This is a genomic window from Chitinophaga sp. (assembly GCF_039596455.1).
GTDB lineage: Bacteria > Bacteroidota > Bacteroidia > Chitinophagales > Chitinophagaceae > Chitinophaga.
In genome coordinates this window covers 1-21,989 of sequence record NZ_JBCNJR010000005.1, presented here as the reverse complement: position 1 = coordinate 21,989, position 21,989 = coordinate 1, and the positions used below count along the sequence as shown (strand labels likewise).

At 52.6% G+C, this 21,989-nt stretch carries 14 protein-coding genes; 9 read left to right on the top strand and 5 right to left on the bottom strand.

The genetic code is table 11. From position 1 onward, the window contains the following. The first annotated feature begins 5 nt into the window (after positions 1–5). The 8 genes from ABDW36_RS16385 to ABDW36_RS16350 all read left to right on the top strand — a co-directional run bounded on the left by ABDW36_RS16385 (position 6) and on the right by ABDW36_RS16350 (position 10,216). Entirely contained in the window at positions 6–2,189 is a 2,184-nt protein-coding gene (locus ABDW36_RS16385; RefSeq protein WP_343703005.1) for a Wzz/FepE/Etk N-terminal domain-containing protein, read from the top strand. A 5-nt stretch (positions 2,190–2,194) separates the two neighbouring features. Then, positions 2,195–3,304, top strand: coding sequence for an acyltransferase (locus tag ABDW36_RS16380; protein WP_343703004.1), 1,110 nt, complete (start codon positions 2,195–2,197; stop codon positions 3,302–3,304). Between the two features lie 28 nt (positions 3,305–3,332). Next, entirely contained in the window at positions 3,333–4,682 is a 1,350-nt protein-coding gene (locus ABDW36_RS16375) for an oligosaccharide flippase family protein (RefSeq protein ID WP_343703003.1), read from the top strand. After that, on the top strand, positions 4,667–5,884 hold the full coding sequence (locus ABDW36_RS16370) for a glycosyltransferase (RefSeq protein WP_343703002.1): 1,218 nt from the start codon (positions 4,667–4,669) through the stop codon (positions 5,882–5,884). Before ABDW36_RS16375 ends, ABDW36_RS16370 begins: the two co-directional genes overlap by 16 nt. A 127-nt stretch (positions 5,885–6,011) precedes the next feature. Continuing rightward, the gene (locus ABDW36_RS16365; RefSeq protein WP_343703001.1) at positions 6,012–7,526 is read left to right on the top strand and encodes an O-antigen ligase family protein; all 1,515 of its coding nucleotides are present in this window, start codon (positions 6,012–6,014) and stop codon (positions 7,524–7,526) included. Then, the gene (locus ABDW36_RS16360) at positions 7,523–8,236 is read left to right on the top strand and encodes a TolC family protein (protein WP_343703000.1); all 714 of its coding nucleotides are present in this window, start codon (positions 7,523–7,525) and stop codon (positions 8,234–8,236) included. The genes ABDW36_RS16365 and ABDW36_RS16360 overlap by 4 nt, the downstream gene beginning before the upstream one ends. Positions 8,237–8,254: 18 nt before the next feature. Then, positions 8,255–9,040: a prolyl oligopeptidase family serine peptidase gene (locus ABDW36_RS16355; protein WP_343702999.1), complete on the top strand. Its 786-nt coding sequence runs from the start codon at positions 8,255–8,257 to the stop codon at positions 9,038–9,040. A 21-nt stretch (positions 9,041–9,061) separates the two neighbouring features. Then, positions 9,062–10,216 (top strand): acyltransferase, encoded by a 1,155-nt coding sequence (locus ABDW36_RS16350; protein ID WP_343702998.1) that lies wholly within the window; start codon positions 9,062–9,064, stop codon positions 10,214–10,216. 11 nt (positions 10,217–10,227) lie between these two features. Here ABDW36_RS16350 and ABDW36_RS16345 read toward each other — a convergent pair whose 3' ends face one another. The 5 genes from ABDW36_RS16345 to ABDW36_RS16325 form a co-directional block, all read right to left on the bottom strand. After that, on the bottom strand, positions 10,228–15,294 hold the full coding sequence (locus ABDW36_RS16345; RefSeq protein WP_343702997.1) for a PKD domain-containing protein: 5,067 nt from the start codon (positions 15,292–15,294) through the stop codon (positions 10,228–10,230). Positions 15,295–15,772: 478 nt separating this feature from the next. Further along, positions 15,773–16,792: a polysaccharide deacetylase family protein gene (locus tag ABDW36_RS16340; RefSeq protein ID WP_343702996.1), complete on the bottom strand. Its 1,020-nt coding sequence runs from the start codon at positions 16,790–16,792 to the stop codon at positions 15,773–15,775. A gap of 103 nt (positions 16,793–16,895) precedes the next feature. Next, positions 16,896–18,149: a methionine adenosyltransferase gene (metK, locus tag ABDW36_RS16335; RefSeq protein ID WP_343702995.1), complete on the bottom strand. Its 1,254-nt coding sequence runs from the start codon at positions 18,147–18,149 to the stop codon at positions 16,896–16,898. 20 nt (positions 18,150–18,169) lie between these two features. Then, positions 18,170–19,540, bottom strand: coding sequence for a DUF4270 family protein (locus ABDW36_RS16330; RefSeq protein ID WP_343702994.1), 1,371 nt, complete (start codon positions 19,538–19,540; stop codon positions 18,170–18,172). Positions 19,541–19,674: 134 nt separating this feature from the next. Next, a complete protein-coding gene (locus ABDW36_RS16325; protein WP_343702993.1) occupies positions 19,675–20,496 on the bottom strand; it encodes a glycogen/starch synthase in 822 nt (273 codons plus the stop codon). Positions 20,497–20,606: 110 nt separating this feature from the next. On the opposite strand from ABDW36_RS16325, the gene panC reads away from it, so the two are divergent. Next, a complete protein-coding gene (gene panC / locus ABDW36_RS16320; protein WP_343702992.1) occupies positions 20,607–21,449 on the top strand; it encodes a pantoate--beta-alanine ligase in 843 nt (280 codons plus the stop codon). The last annotated feature ends 540 nt before the right edge of the window (positions 21,450–21,989 follow it).

Here is a 21,989-nt window from a genome sequence, read left to right as displayed (position 1 = left end):
TCAATATGGATCTGATTTATCTGTTTAACTCATTAATGCGCAGGAAGTGGCTGATCATCATCAGCAGTGTGCTGGCTGTTGTGATCGCATTTCTGTTCACCATGAACCAGAAAAAGTTATACCGCTCATCAGCACAGATGGCCACGGGTTTTACAACGAGCGATCAGGTAAAATTGAAGGACGAGAACTTCAACATCATCGAAATTGACGTAAAGTTCAATAACGTGATTGAAGCCCTCCGTTCTACCAAGGTGCTGAGCATGGTGGCGTACAACCTGATGCTGCATGACCTGGAGAGCCCGGACAAGGCTTTCCGCCAGCTCACGGACGAAGACAGGAAAAAAGACGGCTTCCGCAACATTACCAAAGACGCCGCCGTCAAGATACTGAAAGACAAATACACCCACGAGAAGCTGCTCAGCTCCTACAACCCGGAAGAAAAGAAAGTGCAGGAACTGATGAAGGTGTATGAGTACGACCTGGAAAGCATCCGCAAAATGCTCTCCGTGGGCCGCATCCAGAAAACAGACTTCCTGGACATCCAGTTCTGGTCTACCAACCCGGAGCTGTCTGCCTATATGGTGAACGAAGTGTGCTCCGAATTTCTGCGCAGCAACGAGTCTGCCCGCTCCCAGCAAAACGTGCAATCTATCCAGACCATGGAGAAGCTGGTGGCCCAGAAAAAAGCGGACCTGGATGAAAAGATCAATAACCTGCGCACCATGGGCGGTGTGGACGTATCTGTAGAAAGCTCTACCAAGCTGGAGCAGATCAGCTCCCTGGAAAGCCGGATGACGGAAGAGCAGAACACCCTCAACAGCGCCACCCTCTCCCTGCAGCAGCTCACCAAGCAGCTGGCTGAAATGGAGCGTACCAACGCCCAAACCGCCAGCGCTTCCAGCGCCGCTTCCGCGGAGCTGAGCAAGCTGCGCACGCAGATGAATGAGGCCAACCAGGAGTACATCAGCAAAGGCGCCAAAGACCAGGAGCTGTATAATAAATATACCAAGCTGAAAGCCGCCTACCGCGACAAGCTCAACAGCCTGGCCACCAGCGCCGCGCCGGCCAGCACCATTACCAAGGCAGACCTGCAGCAGCGGCAACGTGAGCTGGAACTGCAGGCCAATACCTCCCGTCAGAACATTGAGACCTATAAAACAAAGATCCGCGAGCTGAACAACAGCGTGGGCGCGGCCGCCAGCCGCAGCGCCACCAACCTGGCCCTGGAGAAAGAAGTAAGCATTGCGCAAACGGAATATGAGAACATCAAATCCCGCTACGATGCGGTGATGAACAACACCATTGTGCCCCTGGACAACTTCCGCCAGATACTCTACGGCCAGCCCGCCGGAGAGCCGGAGCGCTCCAAGCGCCTCATCATACTGGCGCTGGCCGGCATGTGCATGTTCGTGTTCTGCTGTATTGCCATCATTTTCCTGGAATACATAGACGTGTCTATCAAAACCCCGTCTCAATTCCTGAAAACCGTTGGCCTGAAGCTGCTGGGCGTGGTAAACAAGGTGAACATGAAGAAACAGCCCATTGCCAACATTTTTGACACGGAACAGAAAAAGGACGACCAGGCCGTTACCTTCCGCGAGCACCTGCGCAAGCTGCGCTTCGAGATAGAGAACAAGTCTCACAAGGTATACCTTTTCACCAGCGCCCGCCCGCGCGAAGGGAAATCCACCATCATCAAGGCGCTGGCCCACAGCCTCAGCAAAAGCCAGAAGAAAGTGCTGATCATAGACACCAACTTCATCAACAACACCCTCACCCGTGAGTTTGAGGCCAAGCAGGAGCTGGAAAGCTTCTCCGCCGCCGGTAAATACGATTATAAAGAGGTGCAGGGCATCATCACCCCCACCGGTATTGAGGGGGTAGACATCATTGGCTGCCAGGGCGGTGATTATACGCCTGCGGAAGTGCTGGGAGACAATAACCTGCTCAACAACCTCGCTCCCCTTACGGAAGCGTATGATTATATACTGATGGAAGGCGCCGCGCTCAACGTGCGCTCAGACAGCAAGGAGCTGCTGAACTTCGCGGATACCATGATCTCCGTAGTGTCTGCCAAATCTACCATCAAACAAACAGACAAGGAATCTTTCCAGTACCTGCAAAGCATGAACGGGAAATTCACCGGCGCCGTACTGAACTGCGTAAACAAGGAAAATATTGACATGTAGGCGCCATGGCACTGAAGCTCTTCAATACCGACACATTGCATAACAACCGGCTGGCCTGGATAGACTACACGCGGGGCATTGCCATCATACTGGTGGTATACCGCCACGTGTTTGAGGGCATTTCCCGCACGGGCACGCCCACGGCAGATGTAAGTTACCTGGAGCATGCCAACATCCTGTTCTACAGCTTCCGCATGCCGCTGTTCTTCATCCTGTCTGGCCTGTTTGTTGGCAGAAGCCTGGGCAAAAGAACGGTAGAAAAGCTGGTGGCCACCAAGTTCAACATCCTGCTGTACCCCTACTTCCTCTGGTCCATACTGCAGGTTACCTTGCAGCTGGCCCTCAGCAATTATGTGAACGCAGACCGTTCCCTGGCGGATTACGGGTATATCCTGTTCTTCCCCCGGCATATAGACCAGTTCTGGTACCTGTACGCATTGTTCAATGTATCTGTATTGTACATTTTCACCCGCCAGAAGCTGAAGCTGCACATCTGGCAGCAGCTGGTGCTGGGTGCGGCCATGTACTTCCTCTCCAGCTATTTCAGCCAGCAGCATATAGACCTGGGTTTTGTGAGTGACATTCTGCACTACTACCTGTTCTTTGCGCTGGGAGACCTGGTGTCTGGCCGCGTGCTGGACGAGCGCAACTTTTCATATTTCGCTTCCTGGAAAACATGCCTGCTGCTCCTGCCTTTCTTTGTGGCCGGGCAGGTGTATTTCCTGCAGACAAACCTCAGCCGGAACGATAATATGTACGTGGAAACCTGGCAGCCCCTGCTGTTTGCGCTGATTGCCATCACGGGCTGCGCCTTCATGTGCATCCTGTCTTTTTTGCTGCAGCGCTACAACACGCTGAAGGTACTGCGGGTGGTGGGTTACCATTCCCTGTACATCTACGTGTCTCACGTGCTGGTAGCCTCCGCCGTGCGCATGGTGCTGATGAAAGCGCTGGGCATTACCAGCGTGCCCCTGCTGCTGGCGCTGGGCCTGGTAGCGGCCATTATAATACCCATGATGATATACAATGTTGCCATGCAATGCGGCGCCTGGTGGCTGTACAGCCTGGAGCGGCCCGCCGCCCGAAAGGAAAAGCTGCTGGTGCAGAACGGATAACTATAAAACAGTTTTTGAATAAACAGCGATGAGCGAACAGAAATATACCTACTGGCTGAGATCCGGCATTTATAGTGGCCTTCAAAAGGCGGCTGTATTGCTGTTCGGCATCGGTAGCGTGCTTGTTTTAACCCGCACCCTGCCCATTGCAGACATGGGCACCTGGAACCTCTTCCTGGTATTCACCGCGTTCATTGAAGTGATCAGGCATTCTCTCATCAAGAACGCTGTGATCAAGTACCTCAACACTTCAGACAAGGCGGAGCATGCCGCTATTCACAGCGCCTCCTTTGCGCTCAACAGCATTACCACCCTGGTAATCCTGCTGCTGATAGTGCTGTTCATGGGGCCTGTTGGCCATTTGCTGAAAGCCCCTTCCCTGGCGGGTACCATGTACTGGTTCCTGCCCGGACTGCTGCTGCTCATCCCCTTCTCCCATTTTGAATGGGTGCAAAATTCCAATGCGGATTTCAAAGGCATTTTCTGGGCATATCTCTTCAGGCAGGGTACTTCCTTCGCGCTCATTATCATCAGCCTGCTGGCAGGCATACACATCAGCCTGGCCCTGCTGGCCGTCTATTACAACATCGGCATTCTCAGCGGCGCGCTGGTATCTGGCCTGTTTGCCCGCAAGTTCCTCACCGGCCGCACGCGCATAGACTGGAGCTGGACGCGCAAGCTCTGGCACTTCGGCAAATACGTGTTCGGCACCAACATCAGCGCATCCGTTTTCCGGAATACAGACCAGATGGTGATCTCCTACTATCTCTCCACCGCTTCCGTGGCGCTGTACGGCGTATGCCTGCGCATTTCCAACCTGGTAGACGTGCCCTCCCAGGTGCTGGCAGACATCCTTTTTCCGAAAAGCGCGCAGATGATGGAGAACGGCAACATGGAAAGGGTAAAGTTCTATTATGAAAAGGCGGTGGGCGCCGTACTGGCCATTGGCCTGCCGGTAAGCCTCATGGTGCTGCTGCTGCCCAGGCTGGTGCTCTACATCATTGCCGGGGCGGAATACCAGGTGGCCGCCCCCATTCTGCAGGTTACCATGCTGTACGGGCTTTTTCTGCCCTTCATCAAACAGTTCGGCACCATTATGGACTCTATCGGGCTGCCCAAAACCAACTTTGCCGTAACCACCATTACCGCGGTGTGCAACATATTTATCTGCTGGGCCTTTACCCGGTACTTCGGGCTGATGGGCGCCGCCTACGGCACCATGACCTCCTATGGTATCTGTTTCCTGATCACCCAGGTGATCCTGTACAGGAAAATAGGCAGCAGCATCACCAATACCTTCCGGCATATGATACTTTTTTACCCCGATATAGTGTCTGTTTTACAACAAAAAATTCTCTTAAAATGGAAAGCAAGATGATTAAAGGACGGGATATTCTGGTAGTGGGCCTCCAGCCCTGGGATATTGCCATTGGCAGTAACTGCAAGAATGTGGCGAAAGAATTGTCGCAGTTCAACCGCGTGCTGTACATCAACCGCGCGCTGGACAGGATCACCCTCATACGTTCCAAAAACGACCCCAAAGTACAAACCCGCCTCAAAAGCCTGAACAAAGAAACGGACGACATCAACCAGATAGGCCCCACCTTCTGGACGCTTGACCCGCGCACCATCCTGGAATCCGTAAACTGGATACCCTTTGCGCCCGTGTTCGACTTTGTGAACAGGATCAATAATAAAAGAATGGCCCGCCAGATCAACCAGGCGCTTGACAGGCTGGGCTTCAAAAACGTGCTGCTTTTTAACGACAACGAATTTTACCGCGGCCAGTACCTCACGGAGCTGCTGCCCGCCGTAACCGACTGTATCTATTACAGCCGTGACAATATAGCCACCCACCCCTTCTTTGTACGCCACGGCAAACGCCTGGAACCTTCGCTGATGCGCAAGGCCACCATGGTGGTAACCAATTCGGACTACCTGGAAGACTATGGCCGCAAACATAACCCTGAAACCTACAACATTCTGCAAGGCTGTGATTTTGAACGGTTCTTCCCCTCCACCCCCTTCACCCTGCCGGAAGAAATGAAAGGCATACCGGGGCCCATTATCGGGTATATGGGAGCGCTCATCGTTTCCCGGCTGGATATCAAAATACTGGAGCATATTGCCGCCAGCCGCCCCCAGTGGAGCATTGTGCTGGTAGGCCCGCAAGACGGTACTTTCCGTAAAAGCAGGCTCCACAAAATGCCCAACGTCTACTTTCTGGGCAACACCACGGAAGCAAGGGTGCCCCAGTTCATCCAGTTCTTTGACGTATGCCTCAACCCGCAGCTGGTGAACGGCATGACCATCGGGAACTACCCCCGCAAGCTGGATGAGTACCTGGTGCTGGAAAAACCCGTAGTGGTAACGGAAACGCTGGCCATGAAAATGTTTGACGGCTACATCTACCAGTGCAAAACCAAAGAAGACTATGTGGTGAATATTGAAAAAGCGCTGGCGGAAGATCCCAACAGCGACATGCGCAGGGCCCGCCGGGAATTTGCGCTCACCCATACCTGGGAAACCAGCCTGGGTAAAATGACGGCGCATTTCCAGGCATTAAAACAGGCACAATAATCTTTACAGATATGTCAGATAACCGGTTCAGCAACGACAGCATACAGGAAATTATGGTGAGCGTATTTGTAGCGTTCACCATGGTATTCCTTTTCCTTAAAATGTTATTCTTTTAAATACCGCAGGCGTGAACTACCCGTCACTTCAAAAAAAACCGGGCATTTTCCAGATGCTGGGCAGGCTGGTAAAGCAGCAGATAGCCGACAGGAGGCTTCACTCCGTAATGGGCTATACCCTGTTGGCGCTGGTGGCCACAGTGATCGCATTTGCCGTGGCTGTAATAGACGAACGGCTGGGTATTGTGATCATTGCCGGGCTGCTGGGCGGTACCGCCGCCTTTGTATGCCTGTTCAATACAAAGCTGGGGTTCTATCTTACCATTACGGTGTCTTTCTTCATGTTCTTTGTGAACCGCATGATGCATGACGCCTTGCCGGTAGGCGCCGCTATAGATGTGATGATACTTTTCACCTTCATCGGCATCTATTTCCGGAAAACCATGCTGAAGGAAAAGTACTGGCAGCATTCCAGGAACCCCATCACAGCCGTGTATTTCCTCACCCTGGCCTACCTGCTGGTACAGGTGTTCAACCCTTCCATGGATTCTGTGGCGGGCTGGGTGTTCGCTATCCGCAAGTTCATCAACTTCCTGATGATCTTCTACATAGCGCTGCACATATTTGACAGTTACGACAGCATCAAGGAATTTATCAAGCTCTGGCTGGGCCTTTGTTTTGTAGCCGGCGTGTACGGCTGCTTCCAGGAGTGGCACGGGCTGCTGGGCTTTGAGGAAAGATGGGTGAACTATGACCCGCTGCGGTACAAACTGTATTTCCAGGCCAGCCACATGCGCAAGTTCTCCATCCTGTCAGACCCCACCGCCTTCGGCATATTGATGGCAGACGCGGTGATATTCATACTGGTGCTGATGATGGGCAATATTACCCGCAAAATGCGCAATACCCTGCTGGTGCTCCTGGTGCCTATTGTGCTGGGCATGGCCTATTCCGGCACCCGTACCGCCAATGCCATGCTGCCTGCAGGATTGATCATTTTTGTGCTCATGACCATTACCAGCAAAAAGACGCTGGCCTTCACCATTGCAGGCGTGGTGGTGTTCATTGTGGTGCTTTTCGGGCCGTTCCACAACCCCACCATTCAGCGCGTACGCAGCACCTTCATGCTGTCTGAAGACGGCTCTTACAACGAAAGGGACATTAACCGGCAGAGCATACAGCCTTACATGCTGCGCCACCCCATTGGCGGCGGCCCTTCCACCTCCGGCATTATGGGGCTGCGGTACAACCCGCACCATGTGCTGGCCGGCTTCCCGCCAGACAGCGGTTACCTCCATACCGCCATGGAGCTGGGCTGGGTAGGCCTGGCGCTTACCTGCTTCACCTATTTTATTGTGATGTGGACAGGCATACGGAACTATTACCGGAGCCGGTCTCCCGAAATAAAAGCAGTATACCTCGCCGTGCTGGCGGCCCTCTACGGGTTCATGATTGCCAACTATGCACAGGTGGCCATTGGCCAGGTGCCGGGATGCTTTTTCTTTTTTGCCATGCTGGCCATGCTGGTCAAGCTGATCACATTCGACAAACCAGAACCACAAAAAAATAACAACTCAAGTGTATGAAACAGACACTCCTTACATGCTGTATTGCATTGATCGCAGCAAACCTGTATGCACAGTCTACACCCGGCGTCACGCACGGTGTGCCCAACGCCGTGTATGATTCCATCATGAAAGTCCGCCTGCCGGAGCTGGTGATGACTAACCCGCAGCTGAATATTACCGAACTGGAAAAGGCCAAGACACGCTCCGAGATCACCAAATCCGGCGCAGCCTGGCTCAACTACGTAACCGGCAGCGTCAACATCAACGACGTAACCACCGGCGCCTTCCGCAAAAACAACCCGGAGCTGGCCAACCTCTACTACCCGCTCTGGAACATTGGTATTACCGTTCCCCTGGGCTCTCTCATCAGCAAACCGGCAGATGTGAAAATAGCCCGCAGGAATAACGAAATAGCCATTGAGCGCCGCGAAGGCATGGAAAGGCTGTTGAAACGCCAGGTGCTTTCCCTGTTTGAAGAGTTCCGCATGAAGCGTGACCTGCTGGAGAAACAGGATGAGCTGACGGAAGAAAGCGAGGCCGCCATGGAAACGGCTGAAGTAAGACTGGCCGGCGGCACAGGTTCCGCACAGGAGTTTGCCACCGCCCGTAACGTGTATTATGATCACATGGCCCGCCAGAGAATGCTGCAGAAAGAAAAAGACGTAGCCGAGCTGGAAATTGAGGAGCTGATAGGCATGCCCATGGAAAACGTAGTGGGTAAAAAATAAATGTTCAAAGAATACAGCATGAGATCAATCTTGTTTGCCGGCCTGGTATTATCCTTACTGGGGGCTGATATGGCAGCATATGCGCAGCGTAACATGCAGCGCATAGAAGTAAACGTAGGGCCTAAGGAGAACCGAGGCGCCCTGCTCCAGCTGCCTGATGACTATTCCAATACCAAACAGCGTTACCCGCTGATACTTTTCCTGCATGGCAAAAGCAAGGCCGGTAACGATCTTTCCAAACTGACGCTTGACGGCATCCCCTACCTCCTGCATCATGGCGTAAAACTTAATACCGTAAACCCGGAAGACGGGAAGCTGTACAAGTTTATTATACTGATGCCGCAGGCGGTTTCCTGGGGCCTCAAGCCCGCGCAGGTAAACGCCGTGCTGAACGATGCCATCCGCCGCTACCGCATAGACACTTCCCGTATCTATATTACCGGCTACAGCGCCGGCGGTTCCACCACTGTTTCCGCCCTCACGGAAAACAAAGCCCTTACCCGCCGCTTTGCCGCCGCCGTATCCCTGTCTCCCGTATTGCTGGATGACAAGAACATGGCGCAATTCAAGCTGGTGGCTGATGCCAACGTACCCTGCTGGTATTTTGCCGGGGAGCAGGAGCCGTATTTCCTGCGCACGGTGAGGCGCTTTATTGACAGCACCAACCAGTACAAGGAAGGGCTTACCAAGCTCACCATCGGACAGCACGGGCACTGTTGCTTTAAAGACATCTATACGCCTTCCTACAAGGTAGGCGGCCTCAACATCTACGAGTGGATGTTGCAGCATAAACGGAAAGACTAGCACTAACAGGATAAACAGGATATGAGGATCTATTTCAAAAATCTGGACGGGATCAGGTTCATAGCGGCCCTGCTGGTGGTATTGCACCACGCGCAGTTTTTCAAGGGCCGGTACGGGCTGGGCAGCCTCGACTTCTTGCACCATACACTGGAAACGGGCAGGACCGGCGTGAACCTCTTCTTTGTGCTGAGCGGCTTCCTGATCAGCTACCTGCTCATGGAAGAAAATGAAAAGAGCGGCACCATCAATTTCAAAAACTTCTACATCCGCCGCATGCTGCGCATATGGCCGCTGTACCTGGCCTATGGCATTTCCCTCACCCTGCTGGCGCCATTTGTATTCACCAAGCTGGGTTTCCCCGCTTTGACAGACATGGGCACCATTCTCACCAACCTGTTGTTCCTGCTGCTCTTTGCCGTCAATTTCCAGCTGGCTTTTTTCCCGTATAACACAGGCATACTTGAAATTACCTGGTCTGTTTGCGTGGAAGAACAGTTTTATCTGCTGTGGCCGCTGGTGCTCCTGCTGTTCCGCAACCGCCTGAAACAGCTCTTTGTATCCATGCTGGCGCTGGGCGTGCTCAGCAAACTGCTGCTGTTCATCATTCCGTCGGTATTCAACGTGCCCACGCAGCGCATGCTTGACATCAACTACCTCATGCTGTTCGACAAGCTGGAGCTTTTTGGCAGCGGCATGTTCGGGGCGTATATACTGTTTCACCGCCACCGCTACACCGCCTTCTTGCAAAAGTTCTTTACCCGTCCCATGCAGTGGCTGATGTTAAGCATTACCGTGCTGGTAGTGTTCAATGTGCTGAAAAGTGAATTTGTCAGCCATTATTACCTGGACAATTTTATTCATGCCGGCCTCTTTGCCTACCTGATGATGGCGGCCGTTTCGGAGAACTGCGTGTTTAACCTGGAATATCCCGTACTGAGAACACTGGGCAAAGTGTCTTACGGCATTTACCTCTTCCATACGCCCGTATGCCAGCTGGTGATGCTGGCCTTTATGAAGGTATTCACCAACCTGCATTCCATAGTGGTGTATGACCTGCTGTACCCGGCGGTTTGTGTGGGCGTAACCTGCATTATAGCGTATTATTCTTACGAGCTGTTTGAGAAACACTTCCTGAAGCTGAAAACGAAGTTTGCTTTCCTGCATACGAGGATATAAAAAAAAGCCGGCTAGTAGCCGGCTTTTACTATTTTATAAACGTAGTTAAATCCTTGCCCGTCCGAGATCCTGACAATGTAAATGCCGTTCCCGAGATCGCTCATGTCTACTTCCGTCTGTATCACAGGGTTGTCTCCAAGGCGGATGTGTTTCTGCACCTGCCCGGCCATGTTCAGCACCAGCAGGCTGAGCGCTTTCACCTCTTCTTTGCCCTGCAGGTTGATGCGCACCTGCATTTTGGTGCTCACCGGGTTGGGGAAGAGCGCAACCGCCACAGAATCTACACCGGCGTCTTTGATCACCACCACTTTTACGGTGGCCGTGGCAGTAGCGCCTTTATTATCGGTAACCGTTAACTGGAAGCGGTATTCTCCTGCTATAACCCCTGCAATACCAGTCTGTATGCTGCCAGGAGACAGGATGGAAACCGTTGCCGGCCCAGAAAGCTGGCGCCAGGAGTAAGATACGATGCTGCCGTCAGGATCATGCGACCCCGAGCCTATCAGCAACAGTTCTTCCTCATTCACGTTGATGGTCTGGTCGGGGCCGGCGTTTGCAACCGGCGGCTGGTTACCCTGCTGCACTTCTTTCAGCACGGTAACGGTTACACGGTCTGCTGCGGTGGCGCCCTGGTTGTCTGTTACCACCAGCTCAAAAATATAGGTACCTTCTGTAAGTCCCGTAATTGTAGTAACTGCTGAACCAGGCTGGGAAATGGTGGCCGCGGGGCCGCTTATTTTCGTCCAGGCGTAGGAGGCAATGCTGCCGTCTGCGTCTGAAGAGCCGCCGCCATTCAGCTGGGTGGCGTTAGCCGGCTGGGAAATAGTAATGTCTGCGCCCGCGTTAGCTACCGGCGGCTTGTTAGGTACGTCTGCCTTGTGAACGGTAACGGTTACACGGTCTGTGCCAGTGGCGCCCTGGTTATCTTTTACAGTCAGTTCAAAAACATAAACGCCTTCTGTCAGGCCCGTAACGGAAGTGCCGGCGGCGGCGGGCTGGCCAATGGTAGCAGCAGGGCCGCTGATTTTAGCCCAGGCGTAAGAAACAATGTTGCCATCTGCATCGCTGGAAGCACTGCCGTCCAGCTGCGCACTGGATGCCGGCAGCGTGATATTCACATCTGCACCGGCGTTGGCCAACGGCGGCGTATTGGTTGCAGCAATAACAGTAACCGTAACATTGCTGCTGGCAGTAGCACCGCTATTATCTTTTACAGTGAGCATGAATACGTATGTGCCGGCCTTGGTAATGCCTGTAACTTCCGTAACAGCGGACCCCGGCTGCGCAATGGTGGCAACAGGGCCGCCCAGCTCGGTCCAGGTGTAGGATGCAATGGAGCCGTCAGGGTCTGAAGACAAGCTGCCATCCAGCCGTATGCTGTTCAGCGGCAGGGTAACCGTGTTATTGTAACCCGCATGCGCAACAGGCGGCTGATTGGTCGCTGTTTTAACTGTAATGGTCACATTACTGGTAGCAACAGCGCCTTTGTCATCTTTCACTGTGAGCTGGAACACATAGGTGCCGGCCGTAAGGCCTGTTACATCTGTTACAGCGGAGGCAGACTGCGCAATAGTGGCTGCCGCCGGGCCGCCCAGCTTGACCCAGTTGTAAGATGCAATGGTACCATCCGGGTCTGCAGATCCGCTGCCGTCCAGCCGTACACTGCTCACCGGCAGCGTAATGGTAGTATTATAACCTGCATTCGCAACCGGAGGCAGGTTGGTGGCCGAGTTGACCGTAACTGTTACGTTACTGGTGGCAATGGCCCCTTTATCGTCTTTTACTGTCAGTTCAAATACATAGGTGCCGGCAACAAGACCCGTAACATCTGTAGCCGCGGATGTAGGCTGTGCAATAGTAGCGGCCGGCCCGCCTATTTTCACCCAGTTGTAGGAGGCAATAGTACCATCCGGGTCTGAGGAAGCGCTGCCGTCCAGCCGTATGCTGTTCAGCGGCAGGGTAACGGTATTATTATAACCCGCGTGTGCAACCGGCGGCTGGTTGGTAGCAGTTTTAACGGTAATGGTCACATTACTGGTGGCTACGGCGCCCTTATCATCCTTCACCGTCAGCTGGAACACATAAGTGCCTGCCGTAAGGCCGGTAACATCTGTTGCAGCGGAGCTGGATTGTGCAATGGTGGCGGCCGGGCCGCCCAGCTTGACCCAGCTGTAAGACGCAATGGAGCCATCAGGATCAGCAGAGCCGCTTCCGTCCAGCCGCACGCTGCTGACCGGCAGGGTGATGGTAATGTTGTCGCCGGCGTCGGCAACCGGCGGCTGGTTGGTGGCCGAATTGACGGTAACCGTTACGTTACTGGTGGCTACAGCGCCTTTATCGTCTTTTACCGTCAGTTCAAATACATAGGTGCCGGCAACAAGGCCTGTAATGTCTGTAGCGGCAGCTGTCGGCTGCGCAATAGTAGCAGCCGGCCCGCCTATTTTCACCCAGTTATAGGAAGCAATAGTGCCGTCGGGGTCTGAGGAAGCGCTGCCGTCCAGCCGTACGCTGTTTACAGGCAGCGTAATAGTGACATTGGGACCAGCGTTGGCAGCCGGCGGCTTGTTGGTGGCCGTATTGACCGTAACCGTTACGCGGGCCGTGGCGGTAGCGCCTTTATCGTCCTTTACCGTTAATTCAAATACATAGGTACCGGCGGTAAGGCCAGTAACGTCTGTGGCGGCGGCGGTAGACTGTGCAATTGTAGCTTCGGGACCGCTTACCTTGGCCCAGTTGTAAGATGCAATGGTGCCGTCAGGGTCGGAAGAAGCGCTGCCATTCAGGCGAACGCTGGAAGCAGGCAGCGTAATGGTTTGATCTGCGCCTGCATTGGCCACAGGAGGCTTATTGGAGCCGGTGCCGCCGCCACCCGCCAGCTCATATGCGCCAATATCAAATGCTGCGCCGCCGGGCCTTGTTTTATAGTTGATGTCATATTTAACTCCGAAGGAAGATACATCCCGGCCGGCGTCTATAGCGGCAGAACCGGCGGCCAGGCTGAAGTCAAGCCCGGCGGCATTTACAAAACCCGCTTCCGGCAGCGTTCTCACAAAGAGGTTGTTGGAGGCTTCGAAATTAACGGTGCCTTGTGTAGCCAGGTAGGCTTTCTCCTGGTGAACTTCATACTGCCCGGGGTTTACTACAATGTTATTATAGAAGAGGTTGCCCGATGCCACGGTACCGTAAGTATTCAACAGCCTGATGCCATTACGGCTGGGATTGATAATGGTATTGTTGAAAACCTGTACCTGCAAAGGTTTGTCAGGGTACATATTTTTCCGGTCGTCAATAAATATACCATCGTCCATCATCGGCTCTATGGGATTGGTACCCGCGCCGGTCAACAGGTTGTTGTATATCTTGATCTGGCCAATACCGAACACCATCAGGTTGGGGCCGGCGCCATTGCTTACCTTGTTATTGCGCACCACGCCGCTGGCGGAGCCGCCCAGCAGGATGCCTGCGTTTTGGCCGTATGCCTTGGCAATGCCGTAATTGCTGACGTCGTTATCATAAATTTCCACGCCTACCGGTGCGGTAGACACCTGGATACCGTCCCATCCCGTATTCTTGGTAATTACATTGTAGATCTTCACGTTCTCGATGCGGGGCGGGTACACCGTTACCGTTTGGCCGTTACATACTATCTCTGTGCCGTTCGGTGACGTATTGCCCACGTACAGGCCCTCCACTTCCGTATCATGCACATACAGGTCATGCAGCTTCACATTGCGGATCACAAAGTTGGGATGCTGGTTGATAGCTTCGCAATCAGGGTTGATCTTGGCAAACATCCCCACACCTACATGCCCTATTTCTATATGGTCTACCTCATAGTCCGTACACTCCTTGCCTACGGCCATACCCGTTTGCAGGGGTTTGGCGCTGCCGTCTACCACAAAGCCGTACTTGTCTGAGCTGCCCGTGCCGGTGATCCTGAAATATTTTGAGTTCACGAAACCCAGGCCGTAGTTGCCATTGTTGCCGAACTTCACCTGGCCGCCGCAGTTAATGAACACTATCGGCTTGTCTGGCGTACCGGTAAAGTTGTTGAACATCAGCGATACATAGTTGCCTGCCATTACACACACCGTATCTCCCGGCTGAACGCCCAGCGTGTTGCCGTATATCTGTGTACCGCTTTGCGGGGTGATGGTGAATTTGCAGTTGGCGCAGGAAGGCGCTGCAGCCGGCGCAACCGCCACCTGCGTTTGCGCGGTGGAAGACAGGCCGTTCTGGTCTGTTACTTTCAGCTCAAATGTATAGGTACCTGCCACCAGGTTGGTCAAACTGGCTTTGGCGGCTTTATCTCCGGTAATGCTGAATTGCGCAGGGCCCGCCACTTTTTTCCATTCATAGGTGCTGATGGCCGCAGTGGCCGGTTTGGAGGCCGAACCGTCCAGCTGGGCGGTATTTGCAGGAAGCGTGAGGCTCACCTGCGGGCCGGCATTGGCTACCGGGGGTTGCTGCACCGGCGGCGGAGGCGTAACAGTGCCTTCCTGGGTGTATTGCAGCATCCATTCGTAAATATTGGGATTGTTGGTATTGTGCGTAGGGTCATAGGCCGCGTCCCAGGTAACGGCGTTGTGGCCGCCGCCCTGAACAACGGTAGATTTGGCCTTTACCGCCGGGTTACAGCTGTTGTATTTTGTTTCAAACGTCTGCAGGTTGCTCAGGAAATTAATTCCTCCGCTCAGGTCTGAAGAGCCGGCAAATTGCCATACCGGCACGTTGGCCGCCACTACCGTGTTGCATATATTGCTCACCAGCTGCGCGCCCATGCCGGCCGGTGAAACCGGTACAACGGCGGCAATATTATCTGCATATTGCTTGCTGGTGGATACGTACGTCCACACCCCCTGCCCGCCCGCGCTCAGGCCGGTCAGGTAAATACGGGACGCGTCTACCCGGTACCGGGCTTTCATATCCTCAATGATAGATTGCGTCATATCCGCACTGGCCCAGCCGCCGGAAAACTGCGGAGAAACAACAATAAACTTGTATACCTTGCCGCCAACCGTAAAGTTCATTTTGGCGCCTTTGGCAATCTGCTTGGGAAGGCCCTGGTTTAATACCAAATTAAGATTTGTGCCTGCCTCTCCAATACCATGAATAAAAATGATCAACGGATATCTCTCACTCGTACTGCTGTAGTCATCAGGTAAATGCAACCATGCCCCGGTGGTAGCGCCGGCTGTAGAGGTCTTCACCTTGATAGCGGTCTGATCGCCCTGAGCATATAGGGAGGTGAAAGAAAATAGTAAGGCTGTTAAAAAGGCACAGGGGAGTGCCTTTAAATAAGTTCGGTTTTTCACTAAAGGTTAATTTAACAGTTTCCAGATAATGCCTTTCCGGTCTAGAGCCTCACTAATCGTCATTCATCCGTACAAAAATAGTGTTTAAATGCTTGTAGTGGTAATATTTCCAGCAAAAAACACATATAAATTAATCAATCATTCATAATTAAATTTAATGCATAAAACTGTTAATTCCAAATATTAGGAACGACCTGTGTTTTAACTTATTTTATTATTTACATATAAAAGGAAACAACCGTTAGTCACGCCGGATGACTGATTTACCCCTTATTTCTTGCAATCGGTTGTAAATCAATATGCCTTTCACCGCCGCTTCAATATCCAGTTCCGGCCGCTCACAATTGAAGCGGTGCAGTATGTGGGGATGGATGTCCGCACGCTGGTTGCCGGTACCGAAAATAAGGTCTACCGCCGGCTCAGGGCCTTGCAACAGCTTGTCAAAGAAGGCTTTGGGAATGCCTGCGTCTGAATGCGGGAAAGCAAAGGCCCTGTAATCCAGCTTAAAACGGTTTACCAGCGTTTCAACGGACTCCGTGGTTTGCTGCAGCATTTCTTCCAGCGTAAGGTCTTGATAGTATGGATGGTCTACACTGTGGCCGCCAATGGCAAACCCCTGCTCTACCAGTGCTTGTATCTGTGCGCTGCTCATAAAAGGTTGATGCTCCGCCAGCCAGGCATTAAAATCTAAGCCCAGTACCGTCCCGGCCGCGTCTGTCAGCGCCCGGTTGCCGTAGCGGATGCGTTTAACGGCCTGGATGATGGCTTCCGGGCTGCCATCCGTATGCAGCACCTCTCCCAGTGCCGTCAGCGTAGCCTTGCTTTGCGGTTGCTGCAGCGCTTCCACCAGCAGGCTCATCTTGAAGCGGTAAAAGAGGGAACGGTTGTCAATAAAAGCGCTGTTCAGGAAAAACGCGGCGGGCACGCCCTTTTGCCGGAGCAGCGGCGCTATCACCTCCGCTACTTCTTTCAGCCCGTCGTCGAACGTCAGCAGGAAAGCATGCGCAGGCAGCGGCGTTTGCCGGCGGGCGGCCATTATTATTTCCCGCAGGCCAACAGGTTTAAAATGTTTCAGCAGGTAATCCAGGTCACGCTCAAAGGCACGCACACCTTTGTATGGGTACAGGTGTTTCACGTACGGCAGTTGCTCATTGCTCACCAGGTGGTGATAGGGTAACAATAAACGCGTGGGGGCGCCTTTCAGGAGGGATAAGTTGACCAGCCTGGCGGCCTGGTAGTACATTTTTTTGGCAATGCTCATGGTAGCGGCAATCCTTTGGGGTGTAAATTAAGGCATAAAACGATGAAAGCACAAGGGCCGGCGGGATTCATCCCTGCCGGCCCTTGCATATCTTGCGGAAAGCTTACAGACCGAAAGCCTGCTTCACTTTCTCCACATAATCCAGTTTCTCCCAGGTGAACAGCTCCACCTCTACTTTTTTCTCTGTTCTTTTACCGGCGTTGAACACTTTGGTCACCACCTTGTTTTCGCGGCCCATGTGACCATAAGCGGCAGTTTCGCCGTACATGGGGTTGCGCAGTTTCAGGCGTTGCTCAATGGCGTAGGGGCGCAGGTCAAAAATGCTTTCTACCTTGCGGGCAATTTCACCGTCGTTCAGGTTTACCTTGGCGGTGCCGTAGGTGTCTACAAACACGCCGCAGGGTTTGGCCACGCCAATAGCGTAAGAAACCTGTACCAGCACTTCGTCGCAAACGCCGGCAGCTACCAGGTTCTTGGCAATGTGGCGGGTAGCGTAGGCTGCGGAACGGTCTACCTTGGAAGGATCTTTCCCGGAGAACGCGCCACCGCCGTGAGCGCCTTTACCACCGTAGGTATCTACAATGATCTTGCGGCCGGTGAGCCCGGTATCGCCATGAGGCCCGCCAATCACGAACTTGCCGGTGGGGTTGATATGATAGGTGATCTTGTCTGTGAACAGGGCCTGCAGTTCGGGCTTCAGCTTAGCCTTCACGCGGGGTATCAGGATGTTGATCATATCCTGCTTGATCTTGCCCAGCATTTCCTCGTCAGCGGCAAAATCGTCGTGCTGGGTGGAAATAACGATGGTGTCTATGCGGATGGGCTGATTATCGTCGGAGTACTCGATGGTTACCTGGGATTTTGCGTCGGGGCGGAGGTACTTGATCTCCTTGTTCTCGCGGCGGAGGGCTGCCAGCTCGATCAGCAGCTTGTGAGCCAGGTCTAGCGCCAGCGGCATGTAGTTCTCGGTTTCGCGGGTAGCGTAGCCGAACATCATACCCTGGTCTCCCGCACCCTGCTCTTCAGGGTTCTTGCGGTCTACACCCTGGTTGATGTCAGGTGACTGCTCGTGAATGGCTGAGAAAATACCGCAGGAGTTAGCTTCAAACATGTACTCGCTCTTGGTGTACCCGATCTTGCGGATCACTTCACGGGCAATATCCTGTACGTCCAGGTAAGCTTCTGATTTCACTTCGCCGGCCAGCACCACCTGCCCGGTAGTTACCAGCGTTTCGCAGGCTACTTTGGAGCTGATGTCATAAGCCAGGAAGTTATCGATCAGTGCGTCGGAAATTTGGTCGGCAACTTTGTCGGGGTGTCCTTCTGAAACGGATTCGGACGTAAATAAGTAAGGCATAAACTTAAGAGTTCTGAAGATTATAGTTGAGTGTAAATGATTCTAAGTTTTATGTTGGCCGGTGGCGTGGCATTGCCCCCTCCTGCTTTCACCCGCTTCATGTCTATAGCATACCGGTTGGAAACAGACATCAGCTTCAATACTGAATTGTCCATTTTTTTATCGATAATGAATTGCAAATGCCGTGCAATATTAAACTTATATTGAACAACCTTGATACCCCCTACATTAGAAATGACGGTTTTATTACCACCGAAATAAGCGAGGTTGGGTTGGCTGGGATTGCCGTAATCCAGCATATACCCCAGGCTGTCATGTGTAATGTAGCGGTACAGCATCAGCCTGTCAGGCTCGTCAAACAGGTGGTCTTTCCCGGCGAAATCGCTTGATATTTCGGTCACTACCAGTTCCGCCTGGTTGATCACCGCCTTGGGGAAATTTTCCAGGCCGGGTATCTGCACCTGCGTATAGATGCCGGGGGCGTCCTGCAGGTAGATCATGCTGTCTCCTTCCGGTTTGCCGGTGTTGATGTATTTGGACACTTCGGCGTTGGTGTAGTTGCGTACAAAGTAGTTGGCATGCCCGCTGCTGGTAGACTTGAAAGGGAATTCCGCCTTCAGCGAGTCGTTCTCGCTGTTCTTGTAGAACACCACTACACGGGTTTCCCCGTTGTTGAGAATGGGGAACAGCATGGTTTTGCTGCTCAGCGTGTCCGGCACAATGGCCAGGCCGTTCAGGTATATCTTGAACGCCGAGTCGCTGAGGAAGGCCGCGTCTGCCCGCTGCTGCAGCAGGCTGTTGCCGAAGGCCGCGCTCAGCGGGATACGCAGTGAAGGCGCTCTTTTCTCCCCGTAAATATTAATGGAATCTTTCGGGTATACCGGGTAGGTGGATACAGAACCGATCATTTTAGACTGGTCGTAAGAAAGGGGCCGGGTATACGTATAGTAAGAATCTATTTTGAAGTTGGGCTCGTTCATTTCGTACACCTTCAGGTTGATGGGCTGGTTTTCCCCGTACCAGGTGGTGTCCGTACCTACGTACAGCACCACGGAATCCAGTATGTGCCCGGTACCGGCAAAGGTGAACTTTTCTTCCGGCAGGCCTATCTGGGTATACAGGAAACCGTGAGATTTGCCGAAAATGATATCGTCCGTAACACTGCCCAGCGCGCCGGTATATACGTCAGCGCCGGTTACTACGCTGGAGTCTGCTACGGCTATGTTATGGGTGATCAGGCTGTTGATGGTGGTATCCAATACGTTCACTTTGTCTGCCCCGGGTATCAGGTCCTTGCCTAATATAGTAGACTCGTTACAACCTGAAAATGCATATAATCCCGTAAAAACGGCCGCAGCGGCAAAGGCTTGAATCCTGAAATTGATCTTCACGTGTTTTGTTTGAAACGGTTTGTTGTTGCGTTGAAAGCACTGTTCCCAAAAAGAAAAAATTAAAAATAAAAAGTAATTGTGCAATTCGGATAGCTCCTGCCAATTTTAACTTTTCATTTTTAATTCCCTCCGGGTCATTTGGAACCCAGCAATTGGTGATACAGCTGAAGGTAGTCTGCCAGGTCTTCATTGTCTTTCCTGTAAGGCAGCACTACTTTCCCTTTCTCCGCTTTCAGTTCTTCCACCAGCTTCTTGTCAGCCTTGTCGCTTGCCAGTACTACCGCGTCGGCGTATTTGGCAGCGCCCCTGTTAAGAGCGGTATTGGTACCTTCTTTATATAATTCCAGGTCTTTTTCCTTGATCTGGTTGCTGATAATCGCTTTCTTGGGGAAGCTGGCGCCCAGTTTTTCCTTGAAGGAGTTGGGTTCCAGGGAGAACACCGTTTTTGAATGGGCAAAAACCGGCTCTTTTTTATAGGCAGTTTTGAGGTATACGGGGATGAGGGAGGTCATCCAGCCGCTGCAATGGATAATGTCCGGCGGCCAGCCGAACTTCTTGACGGTTTCCAGCGCGCCCTTGCAGAAAAAGACGGCCCTGGCAGCATTATCGTCATAAAACTTGCCGTCATCGTCCGCAAATACGGCCTTGCGCTTGAAATAATCCTCATTGTCCAGGAAATACACCTGCAACCGTGCATTGGGCAGAGAAGCCACTTTAATGATCAGCGGGTAGTCATCCCCGTCTATTACAATGTTAATGCCCGAAAGGCGGACCACTTCATGAAGGCGGTGCCTCCTTTCATTAATATTGCCAAACCGCGGCATGATAACCCTTACTTCAAGACCGGCCTCATTAGATTTGATCGCCATTTTATTCACCATTGCCGCATAATCACTCAACTCCAGGTACGGCGACATCTCTTGGGCAATAAAAAGAATTCTTTTCTTTGTGGACATTTAAAGCTGATTATTAATGCAGTTATTTTTAATTTGGCTTGCAAAACTACGAAATTTTTAGGTAAAAAGGGCCAAATTGTCACTTTTAACATCCTTTTAAGCAAAGGTTTATGTATCTATTCAAGCAGAGAGCGGCGCTCCGGGATTTCCTGGAGCAGGAAAAAAAGGCAGGAAAACGTATAGGCTTTGTACCCACCATGGGCGCCCTGCATGAAGGCCACCTGTCACTGGTGCGGGATGCCAAAGCAGCAACAGACCTGGTAGTATGCAGCATTTTTGTGAACCCCACCCAGTTCAACGACCCGAAAGACTTTGAAAAGTACCCCATCACCATCAATGAAGACATACAAAAGCTGACCAGCGCCGGCACGGACGTGCTCTTCCTCCCCTCTGTGACGGAAATGTACCCTGAAGGGGTAAACGCGCAACACCCCAATTACGATTTCGGCTATGTGGAAACCGTGCTGGAAGGCGCCCACCGCCCCAACCACTTTCAGGGCGTTGGCATTGTTGTGCACAAGCTGCTGGACATTGTGGCCCCTGCAGACCTGTTCATGGGGCAGAAAGACTTCCAGCAGTGCATGATCATCAAGCGGCTGCTGGAAATCACCGGCATTCCCTGCCAGCTCCACATCTGCCCTACCCTCCGGGAAGCGGACGGCCTGGCTATGAGCAGCCGCAACATGCGCCTGAGCCCCGAAGAACGGAAAACGGCCGTACAGATCAGCCGCAGCCTCAAAGCGCTGGTGCGCAACATCCGGCAGCAGCCCTTCGGGGAACTCAGGGAAACGGCCCGTAACGAGCTTGAAAACGCCGGTTTCCTGGTAGATTATATCGAAATAGCCGACGCCGGCAACCTGCAGATACTCAGCGCGCCCATCCCCGGGCCCATGGTGGCGCTGGCCGCCACCAAGCTGGGAGAGATCCGCTTAATTGATAACATGCTGATTTAGTGCAGGTTATATGCCCTAGTGCGTCAAATTAAGGGTCATTTCTTCAAAATTGGCGCATAAGTAATTGAAAATGACCTGATTGTAAATTCCCTACAACGGTGTTTTTGCTGAAAACATACACTCCCCATGCACTATGGTGGGAGTATCCTGGGAGTAAGGTGGGGGTTACTACGGAGTAAGGTGGGAGTAACTACGGAGTAACGTAGGAGTAGCCATATGGCAACCCCTGGGCATCCTGTGCGCGGCCTTATTTTCATAGTACGTTCTCCGCAGGTGTGCAGTACGTATGTAGTACCTATGTAGTACCTCTATATAAGGGGGTACTACAAACGTACTGGAAAGGTACTGCAAACGTACTGCAAAGGTACTGCAAATACCCTGGCGCCATACTGCCGCTTGTCTGGTCTAATACTGGGTCTTGTCCTGATATAGGTTTACACCTTGGTTTAGAAAATACTGATATTGGTTTACAATGCTCAAAACTAATCCTGATTCCGGCTTACAGGGTGAATTTTTGGTCCTGGTTACGGTTTACAGGCG

What these genes read in the sequence shown, in the direction of transcription:
- ABDW36_RS16360 (WP_343703000.1), top strand. Translation starts at nt 7,523, where the DNA reads ATGAAACAGACACTCCTTACATGCTGTATTGCATTGATCGCAGCAAAC.
- ABDW36_RS16370 (WP_343703002.1), top strand. Translation starts at nt 4,667, where the DNA reads ATGGAAAGCAAGATGATTAAAGGACGGGATATTCTGGTAGTGGGCCTC.
- ABDW36_RS16375 (WP_343703003.1), top strand. Translation starts at nt 3,333, where the DNA reads ATGAGCGAACAGAAATATACCTACTGGCTGAGATCCGGCATTTATAGT.
- ABDW36_RS16380 (WP_343703004.1), top strand. Translation starts at nt 2,195, where the DNA reads ATGGCACTGAAGCTCTTCAATACCGACACATTGCATAACAACCGGCTG.
- ABDW36_RS16340 (WP_343702996.1), bottom strand. Translation starts at nt 16,792, where the DNA reads ATGAGCATTGCCAAAAAAATGTACTACCAGGCCGCCAGGCTGGTCAAC.
- metK (WP_343702995.1), bottom strand. Translation starts at nt 18,149, where the DNA reads ATGCCTTACTTATTTACGTCCGAATCCGTTTCAGAAGGACACCCCGAC.
- ABDW36_RS16325 (WP_343702993.1), bottom strand. Translation starts at nt 20,496, where the DNA reads ATGTCCACAAAGAAAAGAATTCTTTTTATTGCCCAAGAGATGTCGCCG.
- ABDW36_RS16385 (WP_343703005.1), top strand. Translation starts at nt 6, where the DNA reads ATGGATCTGATTTATCTGTTTAACTCATTAATGCGCAGGAAGTGGCTG.
- ABDW36_RS16355 (WP_343702999.1), top strand. Translation starts at nt 8,255, where the DNA reads ATGAGATCAATCTTGTTTGCCGGCCTGGTATTATCCTTACTGGGGGCT.
- ABDW36_RS16350 (WP_343702998.1), top strand. Translation starts at nt 9,062, where the DNA reads ATGAGGATCTATTTCAAAAATCTGGACGGGATCAGGTTCATAGCGGCC.
- panC (WP_343702992.1), top strand. Translation starts at nt 20,607, where the DNA reads ATGTATCTATTCAAGCAGAGAGCGGCGCTCCGGGATTTCCTGGAGCAG.